This is a genomic window from Dolichospermum heterosporum TAC447, assembly GCF_024584745.1.
Lineage (GTDB): Bacteria > Cyanobacteriota > Cyanobacteriia > Cyanobacteriales > Nostocaceae > Dolichospermum > Dolichospermum heterosporum.
In genome coordinates, this window is sequence record NZ_CP099464.1 from 2891896 (window position 1) to 2910612 (window position 18717).

Sequence of the window (18717 nt, forward strand, 5' to 3'; positions counted from 1 at the left end):
GCGCCTTTGCGTGAGACTAAAATTCATACCCTTAATCAGCAACGCCAAAATAAGGCGTTGCTGAATTGAGGTATGAAATTGAAAAATCAAAAAAATGAAACTCTTACTCTCTGCGACTGGAGCGCCTCTGCGTGTTCGCGCAGCGTGCCGTAGGCATAATAAAATCATACTCTTAATCAACAACGCCTAAAAAACATACTATTCATAATGCGTCCACATTCGCAAAACTTTGACCGTATTTTCAGATTCAATTACTTCATACACTAAACGATGTTGAATATTAATCCGTCGTGAATATGCACCTTCTAAATCTCCGACTAATTTCTCATACTGTGGGGGATTTTGAAACGGATTGATTTGAATAATATTAAGTAAAATTTGTGCTTTATCTTTTAAATTACTCACAGCCAATTTCTTAGCATCTTTCTGAGCTTGTTTGGTGTAAACTAAATTCCAATTCACCAATCTAATTCTCCATTACATTCTTCTATCGGTGTTGCTAATCCTTCTTTAATTGATTCTCTCATCCCTGGAATAGAAAGAAGATAAAGAGTTTCTTGGATAGATTTCCAGTCTGCTTCAGATAATAAGACTGCGTTGCTATTGTCTCCTGAAATAACAATAGGTTGATGAGATTGATTAACTGAATCAATTAAATTTTGTAGTTGTTGTTGTGCTTGATTTATTGAAATCATACTCTTCTTTTTGAAACTATCTTATTATCATAAATAATAGCAGATAATTTAAAACCATGCCAGAATCAGGATATACGGTTACTGAGCGAATCGCCTGGGTGGCGTAGCCATAGTTGAAGTACAGGATTTAAAGATTTACAGGATGTGATAGTTTAATTAATGAAATATAAAATTATCTGCGTTTATCTGCGTTTATCTGCGTTTAATGACCACCTCTTCCACCTGAATTGTGAATAAATAGATGGGTAGGCTAAAATTGTTTACAATAAAAGTCTATTTTTCCTGCATTAAATATTATGGCTAATCCCAAATCTGACAAAGGCTTTGTCTACCAAGAATTTGGTAACGGTAGTTCACCCGCACTGGAACGCGCTGTAGAACGGGGAATCCAAGACTTACCCCCCAATCAGCAAAATGTGCGAATCCAAGCCACTCGCGCGGGAAGAAAGGGGAAAACTGTCACAGTGATTACTGGTTTTCAAACGACACCGGAAACTTTAGCTACTTTATTAAAACAGTTAAAAGCCCAATGCGGTACAGGTGGAACTGTGAAAGATAATGAAATTGAAGTTCAGGGAGACCACAAACAGAAGATTTTAGAGATTTTGGTGAAGTTGGGTTATAAAGCTAAAATCAGCGGTGGTTAAAAGGTGTGGTTTACCAAATTTTTCAGGAATCGTCACCACATTAGGTGATGTTAACTCTAGAAATATAGAACATCAACAGGAGAATAACATGGATATGGATGTAGTCAGAATTATAGCTGCAATTTTTCTCCCACCTTTAGGAGTGTTTTTGCAGGTCGGGTTTGGTAAGGATTTTTGGATTAATTTGCTTTTGACAATCTTTGGTTTTTATATTCTGGGTATTGTTCATGCAGTGTGGATAATTGCGAAGAAGTAATGATCTCAGAGAGATAGAGGAAACTGGACTATCTCTCTATTTCTTTCCCTAACTTTCAGCCCTTTAAAAAAAGAAGCAGGATATGAAAATAAAGTATCCCATTAATTTTCACAAAGGTCTAACATTCGCTATCGTTTTAGGACTAATGGTTTTATACCATAATTTTACTATTGGAGCTTGGGTTTATCTTTCCCTTCATGGTACTTATGGTTTTCTTTGGTTACTAAAAGATCGCATATTTCCAGATAAGCAATGGGAGCAAGAAATTCCTACTTCTCAAGGAATTATTACCTTTGTTCTCCTTTGTTTGTACTGGGTAGCACCATTCATTCTCATTAGTAGTGGTACTGTTCCCCCTCTACCTTTAGTAGCTGCTGCTATTTCTTTGAATATTGCGGGAGTGTTTTTACATTTTGCTAGTGATGCTCAAAAATACTATACACTGAAGTACAAAACTGGATTAATTACAGAAGGTTTTTTTGCTAAATGTCGTAATCCTAATTATTTAGGAGAAGTGTTGATTTATCTGGCTTTTGCTATGTTAAGTCAACATTGGCTACCTTTCTTGATTCTGGGGTTATTTATAGCCATGATATTTGTTCCCAATATGCGGAAAAAAGATCAATCTTTATCTCGATATCCTGAGTTTGCGGAATACAAAGAAAATTCTGGTTTGTTTTTTCCTAAGTTGTTTAATTCCAGAAGTTATCGGAACGAATAAACTACAGCATAACGTCAATAAGCTGTTACGCAGCTAAATTTGATAACCATAATTTACTTGAACTTTGTAGTGCGGGCATCTTGCCCGCTAGAATTATACAAACTAAATGCACAACAGCTTAATTTTGCTCACGACTAAACACACAATAAGATAACATTAGGTTTACAAATAGGAAGATTATGAACACTAAAGCTATTATTTTATCGGCAATTTTAGGAATTTCTACACCTGCAATGATTGATATAGCTATTCCTCACCAAGCTATGGCTGTGCAAAAGTTTAACTATCCAAATAATACATTTAGTGATCAAGAGTGGACGGTGACTTTAAAGTTTAGCAATAATTCCTATCAATACTATGGGAAGCATATTCCCAAAAATACTTCTATTAATTTATCTGGTGCTGTTGCTTCTGGTTCTCATGAACGTCAAATTTACACTTGGAATAATAATGGGACAAAATATCAAGTTGTTTGGAAACCAAATGATCCCAATTATATTCGTGTTCAGGTAATTGATAGAGGTAAGATCGTTTTGAATCGTCTACTCCGGGCTATACCCTAAGAGGTTGTTTTAAAAGTGGTATCCCGTAATTTTCATCACATTGTTACCCCCCCTTTCCCCTTGAGGGGGAAACAATAAAAATCCCTAACCCTCCCCTTATAAAGGGGAGGGTTAGGGAGGGGTAAAATATTTGATACAGCAATCATGACTTTTCAAACACCCCCCTAAACGGTGAAATCTATATTTTTAACAATTTTTGTAGAGACGTTTTATGGAACATCTCTACATTATTTGCTTATTCCGCCCAAGCGATTAATCTGGGTTCATAAGGGCTAGAGAGATATTGATTTCGAGGTAAGACACGCAAAGATAAACCTTGCAAACCAGAAGTTGTGTAGGTGATATTTGCGGTATAAAGACTGGAATTTTCCGCATCTTGGCCTTGATAATCCATGATCACAGGTACAGCATTGACAATATCACCGTTAGCATCAATAGAGCCTTGATATAGTTCTACTTGCACATCATCATTTTTCAAAGTTGCTAAATCTACCTTAGCTTTCACCGCTACAGTTTGATTAACTTCAATGTCTGATGCTGCGGATACGTCAACATCTTTGATTTTGATGCTAAACCAGTGTTCACCTAATTTTGCTCTCCAGGCGGCTAATTCCTTGGCTGGGCTATAATTATCAACGGTGAGGGTATGATAGCGATCGCTCGCCGGGAAATAAGCTCTCATTGCATATTCTCGCACCATCCGGGCTGTATTAAAGAAAGGACAATTCAAGCGAATCGCATCTTTCATTTTTGCTACCCAAGGACGAGGCAAACCATCACCATCACGATGATCATAGAATAGGGGAATAACTTCCTTTTCTAACAACTCATAGAGGGCGTTAGCTTCTATTTCATCTTGGTAATTAGGATCATCATAGTTTTCACCATGTCCTATTGCCCAACCTGTGCGAACATAGTCTGCTTCATCCCACCAACCATCAAGAACACTGAGATTTGGTAAACCATTCATAGCAGCTTTCATGCCACTTGTTCCCGAAGCTTCACGGGGACGACGGGGAGTATTTAACCAGATATCACAACCTGCTACCATCAAGCGAGCGATGTGAATATCGTAGTTAGGGACAAATACCACCTGTTTTTCTAAATGGTGTTCGTGGATAAAGTGGTTAATATCCCGAATCAATTCTTTACCAGGAATATCTTTAGGATGTGCTTTCCCAGCAATCACAAACTGCACCTTGCGGTGTTTGTTAGCGAGTAAAATCTTTTTAATTCTTTCCAAATCACGCATCCATAGAGTAGCGCGTTTGTAAGTAGCAAAACGACGGGCAAAGCCAACGGTAAAAACGTTAGGATCAAGCACCTCTTGTGCCTGAATAATATCAGAAGTAGAAGCACCTCGATCGCGCAAATGTTTGACTAAATGTTCTCGAACATACAACACCATATCCAAACGGCAGCGCTCGTGATTCCGCCATAACTCCTCATCGGGAATTGCATCCATGCGTTCCCACAATTGGCTATCAGGTGGTGCTGATGACCAATTTGGACCAAGATAGCGATCGTATAGCTCTTGCGTAGATTTACTTACACAACTGCGGGCATGGACACCGTTAGTAATAGCGGCAATTGGCACTTCTTCCACAGGAACTTTCTGCCACAAACCTTGGAACATCTGCCGGGAAACAACACCATGCAATTGTGCCACACCATTAGAGAATGTCGCCATCTTCAGTGCTAAAACTGCCATACTGAAAGGTGCAGACAAATCACCAGTATTTTCTCGTCCCAAGCCTAAAAACTGCTCTTTCGGTAAACCAAAGATATCTGCATAGTAACCCAAATAATGCAACATCTTATCAGGAGCAAACAAGTCAATTCCCGCGGGAACTGGAGTGTGGGTAGTGAAGATATTACTAGAAGACACCACCTGTTTAGCTTCTCTGTAATTCAGTCCTTTTTCCTGAATCAGAATGCGAATGCGTTCTAAAGCCGAGAAAGCTGCATGACCTTCATTCATGTGGTAAGCAGTAACTTCATAGCCTAAGGCTTTAAGCATTTGCACCCCACCTATCCCCAGCATAATTTCCTGATGGATACGCATATCTATATCACCACCATACAACTGATCGGTGATATCGTGGTCATAAGCCTTATTCGGCTCAATATTAGTATCAAGCATATACAGAGGTACTGTCCCTACCTGAACACGCCACACCCGTGCATATACCTTGCGTCCAGGATAATCTACCGCAATCCGTAATTCTGTACCATCGGGGTTGCGTTCCAAATGCAAAGGCATATTATAGAAATCATTGATGAGGTAGCGTTCCTGCTGCCAACCATCAGCATTAAGATACTGGGCAAAGTAGCCTTGTTGATATAATAAGCCCACACCCACCAGAGGTAATCCTAAATCACTCGCAGATTTCAGGTGATCTCCTGCGAGTACACCCAGACCACCTGAATAGATAGGTAAGCAATCTACTAACCCAAATTCAGCAGAAAAATAGGCGTAACATTCCTTCTGGTGCTGATTTCTTTGTTTTTTATACCAAGTGTATTCCTGCAAATAATCTTCTAACTGCCGCGCTGCTCGGTCTACTTGCGCTAAAAAGCCTTCATCTTCAACAACTTCTAGTAGTCGGCTTTGACTAATAGTTCCCAGCATCAATACTGGATTATGGTGGGTAGATTCCCATAAATCAGGATCTAAACGCCGAAATAGGTCTTTGCTCTCCACATTCCAATCAAAATGGAGATTATAGGCTAGTTTCCGCAGGGGTTCTAGTCTGGATGGTAGTGAAGGAGATACATTAAAAGTACGAATTGGCTGCATAGTTTAGAAAAACTTTAAGTTCAGCTATGGATATTGTTTACTGTTTTTACCTAATATTGCCAACTCTTTATACCGTATTTGTCAACGTTTGATGACTTTGTTAAGAATTGGCAACTATTTAATTTCTAGAGATAAACATGAAACTAAAAGGTGTCATGAGTCTACGGGGTTTCCTGATTTATGGCTAAAGTTTTAGTAAAATTTAATTATCTGCTGTGTATGTAGGCAAAATAGCGATCGCAAAGTGCTAATGCAAACAGGTCACAAAGCACTGCTACCAGTAGATCACTTCACAGTTCTGTCCAAACTTAATTAAAACAAATTAAATTTTATTGATTGAGTAAATCTAAATCCAAGATTCCCAACTTCTTTCACAAGTCAGGGATCTAAATATATTACAGAAAATTGCAGATTAATGAAGTACACGCTCTAAATTCAAAGCCGAACAGTAACCCATTTTTACTGCTGAATTCTGCTGTATTTATTACCTTAATCTTTTTTGATAAAACTTGTTCACCCAATCAAAAATATGTTATGCTTAATAGCAATTGTTCCAAACAACAATTCTGTAATTGAAAATGTAATTTACTTAGTCTATAAATCATTTGTGTGCAACATGATTAGAGCCGTATACTCTACAAGTTATTTACAAGAAAGCCGCCACAGCAGTCGCGGTAGTGCCTTCTTGTTTGCACCAATGGTGAATTTTAACATCATGGCAGATGTGGGAGACACTCCACCATAGTAGTTTTTATTTAAAAATAATCATCCCAATTGAATAAAAATCAAATTGTGACACAAAAGAAGTGATTCTAGCACTATTAATACCTACGGAAATTCATTGTTGTGAAAACACAAATATTTAAGACAATTTGTGGAAAAAACATAGCAAAAATTCCTGGTAATTGATCTGCATGAATATTTCTGTATTCGTAGTTGCATTACCAACTGTCTCAACTTTCCCGATACAGTAAAAGTTGATATGTTTACCAAATTAATCTCATCAGTAGTTTGACAAAATTAACTTCAATCAGGTTATCAGAGAACAAAAAACAGGGTGTGTCATTAATTCTGTCCCATTACTTGCCGAGAGATTAACTGAGACTAACTACTGCTATGCACTGATATTAGCTAGTGAATTTATGCAACCCAGAAAAAGGTGATTAACGTTGCTGATTAATTCAATAGAGGTGCATATAAAAATGAGTCTAAACTTAGATCAAATAACTTATTTAGACATCATTGCAAAACTGTTTAAATCGAAATTTTTTCAGTAATTGAGTACACAATTGACAACTGTAGGCAAACTTATGTATTGCCATAATTGGGAATTTTGTAGATATTTTGGGAGTCCTATGGATGAATTTGCTTGCTTCTAGTATCGAGGAAAATTATTTTTGATCTTCCTGAATTCCTTCTGTCTTAGAAATAATTTATTGATGAGATATGTATCATGATTGAACAAAAATATCCTGCAAAAATTCAAAGATTTCAAGAACTATTAATCACTACTTTATTGGGAGATTTACCAACAATTGCAATGGGACCACAGCTAAGAAGATTGGTATATCAAAATATTTTTGGCAGCATGGGTAATAAAGTTTTTATTCAACATGGAGTGGAAATAACTGGAAGTTCATTTATTGAAATTGGGAATGGAGTGAATATCTTCAAGGGTGTGCGTTTAGATGCCAAAGGACATCAAAACAATAGAATGTATATTAGTAATCAAGTCACAATTGAGCGAAATGTGGACATTGGATGCATGGATAACACATCTATATATATTGATGAAAATACTTATATAGCTCCTGGCGTATGTATTGCTGGTCAGGGAGATATCCGCATTGGTAAGAACTGCATGATAGCTTCTCATTGTGGCATCTATGCCAATAATCATGTTTTTACAGACTTGTTACTACCCATGAAACAGCAGGGTGTGACTCGTGAAGGAATTACTATTAAAGATGACTGTTGGCTAGGACATGGTGTGACTGTATTAGATGGAGTTACCATTGGTGAAGGTAGCATTATTGGTGCAGGTGCAGTAGTCAATAAAGATATTCCCCCTTATTCCATTGCGGTAGGTGTACCAGCAAAAGTTATCAAACATCGTGTTGCCAATATAATAGGTAATAGGTAATGGGTAATGGGTAATAGGTAATAGGTAATAGGTAATAGCCAATAGCTAATAGGTAATAGGTAATAGCCAATAGCTAATAGGTAATAGGTAATAAATATTTTTCCTGCCCCCAACTCCCCCAACTCCCCCAACTCCCCCAACTTCCCCAACTCCCCTGCCCCCCTGCCCCCTGCCCCCTGCCCCCTGCCCCCTGCCCCCTGCCCCCCTGCCCCCTGCCCCCTGCCTCTTCCTATTCCTTCGCAAAAGGAACAAGATATGGGTAAGATAAGTTAATTACTATTTGGTAAACCCCTGGGAGTTAGTTCTATGTTGAGTTTAAAAATCGCTGTTTATATTGTCGTCGGTTTGTTTGTTAGCATTTTCATATTCGGGTTTTTGTCTAATGACCCAGCCCGTAACCCTGGTCGTCGGGATGCAGAATAAATAGCCAATAAATTAGCGCTAGTGGCTGGAAGGTAGAAACAGGCTAAGATGTGATTTAACCTTCCGGCTAAGTAATTGGACAAAAATATTTACAGTCATTGCGAGCGAAGGGAAGCAATCACAACCCTGGCGATTGCTTCATTTCACTTCGTTATATATGGCTAACGCCACGCTGCGCTAACGCAATGACATTGTGTAATTAATTCTGTCTCACTACTTATTTTTTGCTTTTTGGTCAGCTTGAAAATATGTTTCATCCAGTATTACCGCCTCAGCTACCTCCAAGTCTTGAATCTTTAAAACCAGTTGATGATGCTGCTTCTGCTCCTATTATCAAGGTGAAAACTGATGAGCGAAAACTGATAATTGTTGGTAAAAATCAGGATGACAAATATCAATCAAGTACCAGCCTATTCCAGGCAAATGTTGTTGAGAAGTCTTTTTCTCTGTTATCTCCACCGGAAAATTTAGCACCCAATTCTTTACCTAGCTATCCTGAACAATCGGCAGTTTTAGCGGAAACATCTATCCCCCCAAATCAGCCCAGTAATGTGAATTTACAGGAATCGGGGGGGAAATTACGGCTGTCTGTTGGTGATAAGAAACCTGCTGCACCAATCCAAAATATTATTGAATTCAAGCTTCGCAATCCCGAAAATCAAGAGTCTACACCTAGGACTGTAGAATTTCCGCCGTCACCCCAACCGCCGACAGTAGAGAAGATTCCTGTGGGGAAAGGCAGAGTTGTGGAAGTAATTGCCGATCGCCAGGAGTATGATGAGCAAAGGCGAGTTGTCACTGCTGATGGTAATGTTGTCGTCAGATTTGATGGGGCTGTGATTGATGCCGATACCCTACAAATTAATTTGGATAATTTGATTGCGGTGGGGGAAGGTAATGTGGTTTTAACTAGAGGTAATCAGGTACTCCAGGGACAACGGTTTACCTATAATTTTATTCAAGATAATGGGGATTTAGAAACCGGTAAAGGTGAACTTTATATCCCCACAGCAAGTACAGATTTTGCTTTTTCACCAACTCTACCTACAGATATTACGGCAGGGGGCGTATCTAGCCAGCCGTTAAGTAATCGCATTCGCGCTAATCAGCCGCTGACGAGTGTGAACAGTTCAGGGGGTATCCAATTTGGTGCTAGTGGTCAATCAGATGCGCGAAACGTCCCTGCGCCTAAGTCTGGGGGTACGGTGAAACGATTCAGGTTTGAAGCTCAACGGATTGAATTTTATCCGCGAGGTTTTCAAGCGCAAGATGTGAGAATTACTAATGATCCTTTTTCACCACCAGAATTAGAATTAAGAGCGGAGCAGGTAAATGTGACGCGGGAAGCGCCTTTGATAGATAAAATTACTACCCAGCGTCAAAGGGTGGTTTTTGATCAAAAGGTTGTTATCCCTTTGCCTGTTAATAGTCGGACAATAGATCGTCGTCCACGTAAAGTAAATCCGACTATTGTTTCTCCTGGTTTTGATACGAGTAAACGAGGTGGTTTGTATTTAGAACGGGATTTTGAACCGATTAATGTTAATCAAAAACGTTGGACTATTACGCCCCAGTTTTATCTGCAAAGGACTTTTAAAGATAGGGAGAATGTGGCTAGTTTATTTGGGGTGAAGACTAGGCTAAATGCTGTTTTTAGTCCGAAAACTATTTTGGAAGGTGCGGGGGAGTTAACTAGTTTTGATTTCAATCAGTTAGAAAATAACTTGCGCGGAAGTTTGCGGTTACGCCAAAATTTGGGTAATGTTAATCCTTATATATTGAGTTTGGAGTCTATTTACCGCGATCGCCTATATAATGGTAGCCTTGGCTATCAAACTGTCCAAAGTAGTCTCGGTGGCATCATCAGTTCTCCTATTATTCCTTTAGGCAAAACCGGTATTAATCTTAGTTATCAAGGCGGCGCTCAATATATAGATGCAAATACTGACCGTCAAGATTTACTCTCACCAGGACGAAAAAACGATCGCATTTCTCTGGGTCGTTTACAAGGAACTGTGGCCTTGAGTGGTGGTATCAATTTGTGGCAAGGGAAACCATTGGCAGCTACAGCTAGTGAGGGATTAAAATATACCCCTACTCCTATCGTACCGTATTTGCAGGCGATCGCAGGTGTCACAGGAACTACTAGCTATTATAGTAGCAGTGATAACCAAACTACCTTAACTGGGACTATTGGCTTAGTAGGACAGATTGGTAACTTCTCTCGCCCTTACTTAGATTATACCGCCTTTAATCTCACCTACTCCCAAGGAACTAATAGCGGTTTATCACCCTTTCTTTTTGATCGTTCAGTGGATAACAGAGTCCTGAATGCAGGACTTTATCAGCAAATCTATGGATCACTTAAGTTAGGTTTGCAAACATCCATTAATCTAGATACAGGTAAAAGCACCAGCACTGATTACATAGTCGAATACAGCCGCCGCACCTACGGTATTACTCTGCGTTATAATCCGGTGCTAGAATTAGGCGGTTTTAGTATTCGCATTAGTGACTTTAATTGGACAGGTGGCACAGATCCATTTTCCAGTGGAGAAATTAAACCCGTTGTTGGTGGCGTAATCCGTCAAGATAATTAAAAATCCATAGGGGCAACCGCCCGTATTTGCCCAGCAATTCTCATTTTGAAAAAAATAAGGTTAGAATTGCGGATTATATGCATTACGCAGAGAAAAAGGTCTGAATCACGGATTAGACGGATTGCGCTGATTTCACGGATTTTAGTAACTTTTATCGGACAAAAATATTTACAGTCATTGCGAGGGACGAGAAGCAATCAAGTTCACGAAGTGTGGCGTATCCCTGCGAACTGCTTGCAGCAGCGCTTCGCTATCGCCGGAGGCATCAGCCATAACCCAACATTATCAAGAATTTTGTCAGGTTGAGCGATAGCGAAACCCAACCCACAAGGTAATGAGCGGAAAAAAACTTCTGTTCTTCCCTCCCCCACCTCCCCCACCTCCCCCACCCCCCCTACCTCCCCACCCCCTGCTTACCTTCACCCGTCATTTTCAGGTTGACAGACTACTAGTTGGGCAATTTCATCAAATACAGTTGCTGGAGATGTGTTGAGAATTTGATATTGATTAAGTAATGGTTGAAGATTGGTATACAATAGTTTATACACTCAGCAAAAAAGTGAAAGTATATAATGGTTAGCGGCGACTCTACGGCTAAAAATGGTTTTCCAGACCATACTCAACTACCTGAGTCTGACAGTACGCCTGTGTTAGCAAAGCGTACCGTAGGTCAAAATTGGCAAGAACATTTTCAAGGTATTTTACTAACAGAATCTATCAAACCCATATTACAAAAATACCACCCAGATGGTCAATATTGTATTGGACAGGATTTAGGTATCTATTGGAAAATGACTTACACTCCAGAATGCGGTGCAGAATTTCCAAAATGGTTTTATGTGCCGAACGTGCCACCTATTGTCAATGGTGAAATACGACAGTCTTATGTACTTTGGCAGGAATTTATTGCTCCACTAATTGTCTTGGAATTTGTTTCTGGAAATGGTGATAAAGAACGAGATAAAACTCTCTGGAAAGGTAAATTTTGGATTTATGAACAGGTGATTCATCCGGCTTTTTATTGTATTTATGGAGTGAACAAAGCCAGTATAGAAGTTTATCATTTTATGGAAGGACAATATCAATTATTAGCAGCCAATGAACGTGGACATTATCCGATTGCCGTTTTAGGAATTGAGTTAGGGATTTGGCAAGGTAAATATAAAAATTTGGAATTACCTTGGCTACGGTTCTGGGATTCACAGGGTAATTTGTTATTAAGTGGTGAGGAAAGGGCGGAATTAGAACATCAGAAAAATGATCGTCTAATTGCCCAATTAAAGTCCCTTGGTATTGAACCGGAAGTTTAATGATGATGTTGTGATTATGGTTGATATTGTAAGCAGGGGAATAATTTCTTTCTTCTTTCTCCTGACTCCTGACTCCTTTACTTCTACCTGGGTTTTCCTAATGTCGTAATGTAGATCACTGCTTCATCCATAGGGATACCTAAGACATTATTTACTTGGTCATCAAAAAAACCAGCGATGCCACTAACACCTAAGTTAAGACGAATGGCTGCTAAATTAAGCCTTTGTCCTAAAATACCTGCATCCAAGTGTAAATAACGGTAAACACGATCTCCATATTGAGCGATCGCATTTTTTAAATCAGCAGTATGAAATAATACTGCACCTGCATCTCTGCCTAATTCCTGTCCTAAACATAAGAAATGTAATTCTCGACGGAAATTTTTAAACCGAATTTGCCGTAATTCTTGGGCTTTAGGTGCGTAATAATAACAACCCGGATCTAATCCTTCCACTCCAGAAACAGCTACAAATGTTTCTATTAAATTCAAATCAAAATAATCAGGGTGAGGATCTAAATTTTGGTCAATATAATTTTGGGGTTGATAAGTAAAATCAAGTAAAGCCTTCAATTCATCAAAACTTAAATCATCACCAGTATAAGCACGAGTTGAACGGCGTTTATAGAGAGTATTCGATAAATCTGCTAAATCTGCGCCCCAATAAATTGGTGTAGTTCGAGTCGAAAATTTTTCACAAAAAGGGAAGTTATACTTATCTTCCAAAGACTTTTCTAGTTCCACATTTGGTAAATTTAACTTACTACTACTATTCACAGGAATTTGGGTATTTAGATGAAAATATTTCAGCAATTCACCATCAGGAATAGATGGATAATTAGTTGCAGTTGTCGAAGGTAAAGCAGTCCGTCCTAGTGGTAAATTTTGGCGCACATCTAACAAATCTGCCAAAGCTAAAACAGCAGTTGTTCCTTCTTGTTCGTGATCAATATAAAGTAATTCATTAACAGCCTCATCAGCAAAACCGCCAATTAAATGAGAGCGATAATCAGCAATATTACAAGCTAACTGAATATTACTTAAAAGATGCCCCGTATCCAGAAAAATCCGCCGATAAGCCCTGTCTTCATAACGCCAAGCCGAACGATAAAAAACCGCAGTTGTAATCATAGCTAATTGGGTACTTTCCAGGGAAGGATGCCAAAAACAAGCAGATTGTAAACTTTGCCAAACATCACTTTCCCAAAAGTGCATTAACGAATGAGTTCGACATTGATAGTTATAAAGTCCCGGCGGTAATAATGGTGTCCCGCGAGAAACTAAATATACTTCAGCCGGATATAAGCCCCCCGCACTAGGCGCAGAACGTAAGTATACTGTATTACCCAAGGAAGGCATTTTTGCAGTGAGTCCATAACTGTGAAATAATAGTTGAGAAAGCCGCCACCACCATTTGGTATCTTGTTGATTGGCAACAGTTGCCGCTGTTTCTTGCAGATAAGGTTTAAGGTCAATGTCAGAGCCAATTTTATACTCTTTGAACGGTACTGGCTGTTTATTCCAGTCTAAATTACGACTTTTAGAAGCCAGGGTTTCAGGGTGGTACTTAGTCCGGTCGTGATAGTGTTGGGCAATGGATTGTTCTATTTCTGGCATAGTAATTTTAATATCCTTGTAGTTCTACTCTTGATTTTGACATTTATTAGTTCCATTAATTCGTGCTAATCAGTACAATCATCAAAATTAAAAATTAATCCCAAAAAAGTTATTTTTCTGGTAAAATTCCCTCTTCCCCTGTCCTGGAAAAGATTGACAAAATCATGCCTGTACGTCAAACTCTATCAACATCTGATATTCAACTTTCTTATTTAGAATGGAGTCAAGGTCAAGAACCATTACTGTTATTACATGGTATGGCTGATCATGCCTTGGTTTGGTCTAGTTTGGGAGATTATTTAGCAGCAAATTACCATATAGTTGCGCCAGATATGCGTGGTCATGGTGAGAGTAGTAAGCCAGAACAAGATTATAGCTTTGCCAGTGCGATCGCTGATTTGGAAGCATTAATGGACAAACTAGGATGGTCTGCGGCTCATATCGTCAGCCACTCCTGGACAGGGAAATTAGCCGCTATTTGGGCTAGAGAGAACCCAACCAGATTAAAAAGTATCACCTTAGTAGATCCCATTTTTATCTGGAAAATGCCCAGTTTCCTAAAAATCACATTTCCTCTCTTGTATCGCGTCTTACCTTTCCTCAAAAGTATGGGACCCTTTACCAGTTACCAAGAAGCTGAACACAAAATTAAACAACTCAGTCAATATCAAAATTGGAGTTCTTTGCAACAGCAAGTTTTTCAAGCCGCAATTGAACAAAAACCCAACGGGACTTGGGGTAGCAAATTTACCATAGCCGCCCGTGATGGCATTTTTGACGCAGTTATGGAAGTACCAGGTTTTATTCACCCAGTTGATACACCTGCTCTCTTTATACAACCAGAAAAAGGTGTAAACCGCCAAAATTGGCAAATTCAACCTTACAAAACCAACCTCAAGAACTTAAGTTTGTGTCAAGTTCCCGGAAATCATTGGCCATTTTTAACCAACCCCACAGAATTTAATCAAACAGTTGCCACTTTTTTAGCATCACAAACATCAGATAATTGGTAATTGGTAATTGGTAATTGGTAATTGGTAATTGGTAGAAAGCAAAATTAAAGATACATATTTACCCCTATTCCCTATTCCCTATTCCCTATTCCCTATTTTCTATTCCCTATTCCCTATTCCCTATTCCCTATTCCCTATTCCCTATTCCCTATTCCCTATTCCCTATTCCCTGTTCCCTGTTCCCTATTATGAGCCTTTGCATTAATCCAGTTTGTCCTCAACCCAACCATCCAGATAATGACGAAAACCGTTTTTGTCAAAGTTGTGGTTCTCAATTGGAATTGATAGGACGTTATCGAGTATTACGTTTATTGAGTGATAAAACTGGATTTGGCAAAATTTACGAAGCCTACCAACAAGACACCCCAAAAATTCTCAAAGTCCTGAAAGAAGAATTAACAAATGATAGTAAAGCATTAGCACTATTTCAACAAGAAGCCAACGTTTTACAACAACTAAATCATCCTGGAATTCCCCAAACAGAAGGTTATTTTCCCTATCAAACCAGAAATAATCTCATCTTGCATTGTATGGTGATGGAAAAAATTGCAGGACCAAATTTAGAACAATGGTTAAAACAACAACAAAACCGTCCCATTTCTGAAGCCCAAGCCATAGTCTGGTTAAAACAACTATTAGAAATATTAGATTTAGTTCATAACCAACAATACCTACATAGAGATATTAAACCATCAAATATTATGATTCGTCCAGATGGACAATTAGTATTAATTGACTTTGGTACAGCCAGAGAAATTACCAGAACCTATTTAGCCAATGGTGGGGGAATGACAGCAATTTCATCATCAGGTTATAGTCCCCCAGAACAAATGCGAGGACAAGCCATACCTTCATCAGATTTCTTTGCTTTAGGACGGACATTTGTATTTTTATTAACGGGATTTTCCTCCGAACAATTGTATGATCCTCATTTAGATATTTTACAATGGCGACATCATGCCAATCATATTTCTCCATTATTATTAGATTTCATTGATTGGTTAATGTCAATGGCAGTCAATCAACGTCCTAGCAATGCTGAAGAAATTTCTAGAAGATTAGCAGAAATTGAACATCAACTCACAGAAAATGCATCCACAACCAGGAATATTGGCGGGTTAGGAAAAACGGAAATAATTAATAACCCAACCACCAATAATACCGTTATTACCCCGCTAAAACAACCTGAAAAATTACCATTATTATCCTGGTTTGCAGCTTTAATATTTTCTTTATTACTACTTTGGTGGGTATCATTAGCATTTAGAAATACCAAATTTGCGGCTTTACCTCCTGACTATGGACAAGCACCAGTTAAACAAGGTAAGGTTGATTATTTTCCCTATGAAGAAGGAAAAGATAGTCAAGGGAGAGTTGCCGAATTTAATATTGCGGTTTTATCAGTAGAATATAAATGGCAATTAGGCAGTACATATCAAATTAAATATAATGATCAAACTATTACCCTTGATTCCTTAAAATCTAATTTAGAACAAGAAGGAATTCAGAAAATTATGGAAAATCCCAGCGAGATTATTTCCGTAGGCACAGCCTCTTGTGAAGGTGATATTACCGCCGAACAAAGACGTGCTTTAGAACGTTCTCAGCAAATCCAATTATTAGGAAAAAAGATATTTAGTAGTACACCCAGTGTTAAAGGTTATCGCTTATTAAATCTGGGACAATTTCAGAGAAAAGATTGTCAAGCAAGCCTTGATTCAACAGCTTATCAACGTAGTATTATTATCATTGGTGTCAAAAAACAAGCTGAAGGGGTAATATTAGATGAAGCTTTAAGAGATAGATTAGAGAAAAAGCCTTTCGCTGATTTTAAATTAGAGGATTATTCTCTAGGTTCAATAGATAAATTTAAAACAGTACCTAGTAATTTATAGTAATTATCTATTGCTCACGAGGGAATAAGATGAAATTCTCTTATTTAAATAGAGAACTCTCTAGTTCCCATGCTCCGCGTGGGAATGCAGTTAAGAGGCTCTGCCTCAATTATAACTGGAGGTAGAACCTCGAAAATGGCATTCCCAGTCAGAGACTGGGAACGAGGGATTGCTCACGAGGGAATAAGATGAAATTCTCTTATTTAACTCTTATTTAAATAGAGAACTCTCTAGTTCCCATGCTCCGCGTGGGAATGCAGTTAAGAGGCTCTGCCTCAATTATAACTGGAGGTAGAACCTCGAAAATGGCATTCCCAGTCAGAGACTGGGAACGAGGGAATAAGATGAAATTCTCTTATTTAAATAGAGAACTCTCTAGTTCCCATGCTCCGCGTGGGAATACAGTTAAGAGGCTCTGCCTCAATTATAACTGGAGGTAGAACCTCGAAAATGGCATTCCCAGTCAGAGACTGGGAACGAGAAAGTCAGAGACTGGGAACGAGAATTGTGGAGATTGGGAAGGGGGGACTAGCTAGAAGCCCTGACTACAATATTGTTCTAGAATTACAATTAACTTTGTTCTCTTATTTTACCCAATCCGTGACTACTACTCCTCTCTCTCCTCATTTCTCACAAACGGCTTCAGTACCTGATACTCTAGGACGTTTTGGCCGCTTTGGTGGTAAGTATGTTCCTGAAACTTTGATGCCGGCGTTGGCTGAATTAGAAGCAGCATATCAGAAGTATCGCCATGAATCGGCTTTTCAAGCTGAATTACAAGGTTTATTGAAAGATTATGTCGGACGGGCTACTCCTTTATACTTTGCTGAAAGGCTGACTGCTAATTATGCTCGTCCTGATGGTACAGGGGCGCAAATCTACTTGAAGCGGGAAGATTTGAACCATACTGGCGCACATAAGATTAATAATGCTCTCGGTCAGGTATTATTAGCCAAGCGTATGGGTAAACGGCGGATTATTGCGGAAACTGGTGCAGGACAACATGGTGTAGCAACGGCGACTGTTTGCGCTCGGTTTGGTTTGGAATGTATTATTTACATGGGTGTTCACGACATGGAACGCCAATCTTTAAATGTGTTCAGAATGCGGCTGATGGGGGCGGAAGTTCGTCCGGTGTCTGCGGGGACGGGAACTCTCAAAGATGCCACTTCTGAAGCCATCCGGGACTGGGTAACGAATGTGGAAACGACCCATTACATCCTGGGTTCTGTGGCTGGTCCCCATCCTTACCCGATGATGGTTCGGGATTTTCATGCGGTGATTGGTGAGGAAACTCGCGCTCAAGCTCTGGAAAAATGGGGTGGGTTGCCTGATATTCTGTTGGCTTGTGTGGGTGGTGGTTCTAATGCTATGGGACTATTTCACGAGTTTGTGAAAGAATCATCTGTGCGGTTAATTGGGGTGGAGGCTGCTGGTGAGGGTGTGGATACTGGCAAACACGCAGCTACTCTGACAAAGGGACAGGTTGGTGTGTTACATGGTTCGATGAGTTATCTTTTGCAGGATGATGATGGACAGGTGATTGAACCCCATTCTATTAGTGCTGGATTGGATTATCCTGGTGTTGGTCCTGAACACAGTTATATGAAGGATATTGGCAGGGCTGAATATTACAGTGTGACGGATGCTGAGGCTTTGGAGGCGTTCCAACGCTTGTCGAAGTTGGAGGGCATTATACCAGCTTTGGAAACTTCTCATGCGATCGCTTACCTGGAAACTCTCTGTCCTCAACTTGCAGGTAGTCCTAAGCTCATTATTAACTGTTCTGGGCGCGGCGATAAGGATGTGCAAACGGCGGCTAAGTTCTTAATTCACTAATTATACCCAACACGGCTTGATTGTTTGATTCACAAGGTAGGGGTTTAGCTCATGCTCATTGGTGTCAACTTAACGTAAAACCTCTATCCCGCAAAGAACTCAAGTCATCTCATTCCCCTGCTCTGACTGGGAATGAATTCTAGAAGGCTCTGCCTTCCATAATATTAGAGGCAGAGCCTCATTAACTACATTCCTA

At 39.3% G+C, this 18717-nt stretch carries 16 protein-coding genes; 12 read left to right on the forward strand and 4 right to left on the reverse strand.

Annotated features, from left to right (window positions below; translation table 11 throughout):
- Window positions 1-198 precede the first annotated feature (198 nt).
- The gene (locus tag NG743_RS13130; RefSeq protein WP_027403216.1) at window positions 199-462 is read right to left on the reverse strand and encodes a Txe/YoeB family addiction module toxin; all 264 of its coding nucleotides are present in this window, start codon (window positions 460-462) and stop codon (window positions 199-201) included.
- Complete coding sequence (locus tag NG743_RS13135; protein ID WP_027403217.1) at window positions 459-695, reverse strand: type II toxin-antitoxin system Phd/YefM family antitoxin; 237 nt, start codon at window positions 693-695, stop codon at window positions 459-461. The genes NG743_RS13130 and NG743_RS13135 overlap by 4 nt, the downstream gene beginning before the upstream one ends.
- Window positions 696-991: 296 nt before the next feature.
- Here NG743_RS13135 and NG743_RS13140 point away from each other — a divergent pair, with 296 nt between their 5' ends.
- From NG743_RS13140 to NG743_RS13155, 4 genes are all read left to right on the forward strand, one after another.
- Entirely contained in the window at window positions 992-1342 is a 351-nt protein-coding gene (locus tag NG743_RS13140; protein ID WP_027403218.1) for a translation initiation factor, read from the forward strand.
- A 94-nt stretch (window positions 1343-1436) separates the two neighbouring features.
- Window positions 1437-1598: a YqaE/Pmp3 family membrane protein gene (locus tag NG743_RS13145; protein ID WP_035082904.1), complete on the forward strand. Its 162-nt coding sequence runs from the start codon at window positions 1437-1439 to the stop codon at window positions 1596-1598.
- A gap of 82 nt (window positions 1599-1680) precedes the next feature.
- Complete coding sequence (locus tag NG743_RS13150) at window positions 1681-2319, forward strand: methyltransferase family protein (RefSeq protein ID WP_027403219.1); 639 nt, start codon at window positions 1681-1683, stop codon at window positions 2317-2319.
- 179 nt (window positions 2320-2498) lie between these two features.
- The gene (locus NG743_RS13155) at window positions 2499-2882 is read left to right on the forward strand and encodes a hypothetical protein (RefSeq protein WP_027403220.1); all 384 of its coding nucleotides are present in this window, start codon (window positions 2499-2501) and stop codon (window positions 2880-2882) included.
- A gap of 235 nt (window positions 2883-3117) precedes the next feature.
- On the opposite strand, the gene glgP is transcribed toward NG743_RS13155, so the two are convergent.
- Window positions 3118-5682 (reverse strand): alpha-glucan family phosphorylase, encoded by a 2565-nt coding sequence (glgP, locus tag NG743_RS13160; RefSeq protein ID WP_027403221.1) that lies wholly within the window; start codon window positions 5680-5682, stop codon window positions 3118-3120.
- A 529-nt stretch (window positions 5683-6211) separates the two neighbouring features.
- Here glgP and NG743_RS13165 point away from each other — a divergent pair.
- The 5 genes from NG743_RS13165 (at window position 6212) to NG743_RS13185 (ending at window position 12158) form a co-directional block, all read left to right on the forward strand.
- Complete coding sequence (locus NG743_RS13165) at window positions 6212-6427, forward strand: hypothetical protein (protein WP_257122191.1); 216 nt, start codon at window positions 6212-6214, stop codon at window positions 6425-6427.
- Window positions 6428-7135: 708 nt separating this feature from the next.
- A complete protein-coding gene (locus NG743_RS13170; protein WP_027403222.1) occupies window positions 7136-7825 on the forward strand; it encodes an acyltransferase in 690 nt (229 codons plus the stop codon).
- Between the two features lie 306 nt (window positions 7826-8131).
- Window positions 8132-8248 (forward strand): photosystem II reaction center protein I, encoded by a 117-nt coding sequence (locus NG743_RS13175; RefSeq protein WP_035082549.1) that lies wholly within the window; start codon window positions 8132-8134, stop codon window positions 8246-8248.
- Window positions 8249-8496: 248 nt separating this feature from the next.
- On the forward strand, window positions 8497-10848 hold the full coding sequence (locus NG743_RS13180; RefSeq protein WP_027403223.1) for a DUF3769 domain-containing protein: 2352 nt from the start codon (window positions 8497-8499) through the stop codon (window positions 10846-10848).
- A gap of 572 nt (window positions 10849-11420) precedes the next feature.
- Window positions 11421-12158 (forward strand): Uma2 family endonuclease, encoded by a 738-nt coding sequence (locus NG743_RS13185; RefSeq protein ID WP_027403225.1) that lies wholly within the window; start codon window positions 11421-11423, stop codon window positions 12156-12158.
- An 83-nt stretch (window positions 12159-12241) separates the two neighbouring features.
- Here NG743_RS13185 and NG743_RS13190 read toward each other — a convergent pair whose 3' ends face one another.
- Window positions 12242-13774 (reverse strand): SagB/ThcOx family dehydrogenase, encoded by a 1533-nt coding sequence (locus NG743_RS13190; protein WP_193962907.1) that lies wholly within the window; start codon window positions 13772-13774, stop codon window positions 12242-12244.
- 164 nt (window positions 13775-13938) lie between these two features.
- Here NG743_RS13190 and NG743_RS13195 point away from each other — a divergent pair, with 164 nt between their 5' ends.
- The 3 genes from NG743_RS13195 to trpB all read left to right on the forward strand — a co-directional run bounded on the left by NG743_RS13195 (window position 13939) and on the right by trpB (window position 18521).
- Entirely contained in the window at window positions 13939-14787 is an 849-nt protein-coding gene (locus NG743_RS13195; protein ID WP_257122110.1) for an alpha/beta fold hydrolase, read from the forward strand.
- A gap of 188 nt (window positions 14788-14975) precedes the next feature.
- Window positions 14976-16682 (forward strand): serine/threonine-protein kinase, encoded by a 1707-nt coding sequence (locus tag NG743_RS13200; protein WP_257122111.1) that lies wholly within the window; start codon window positions 14976-14978, stop codon window positions 16680-16682.
- A 600-nt stretch (window positions 16683-17282) separates the two neighbouring features.
- Window positions 17283-18521 carry a tryptophan synthase subunit beta gene (gene trpB, locus NG743_RS13205; protein WP_027403229.1) on the forward strand — a complete coding sequence of 413 codons (1239 nt, stop codon included), beginning with the start codon at window positions 17283-17285 and terminating at the stop codon, window positions 18519-18521.
- Window positions 18522-18717 lie beyond the last annotated feature (196 nt).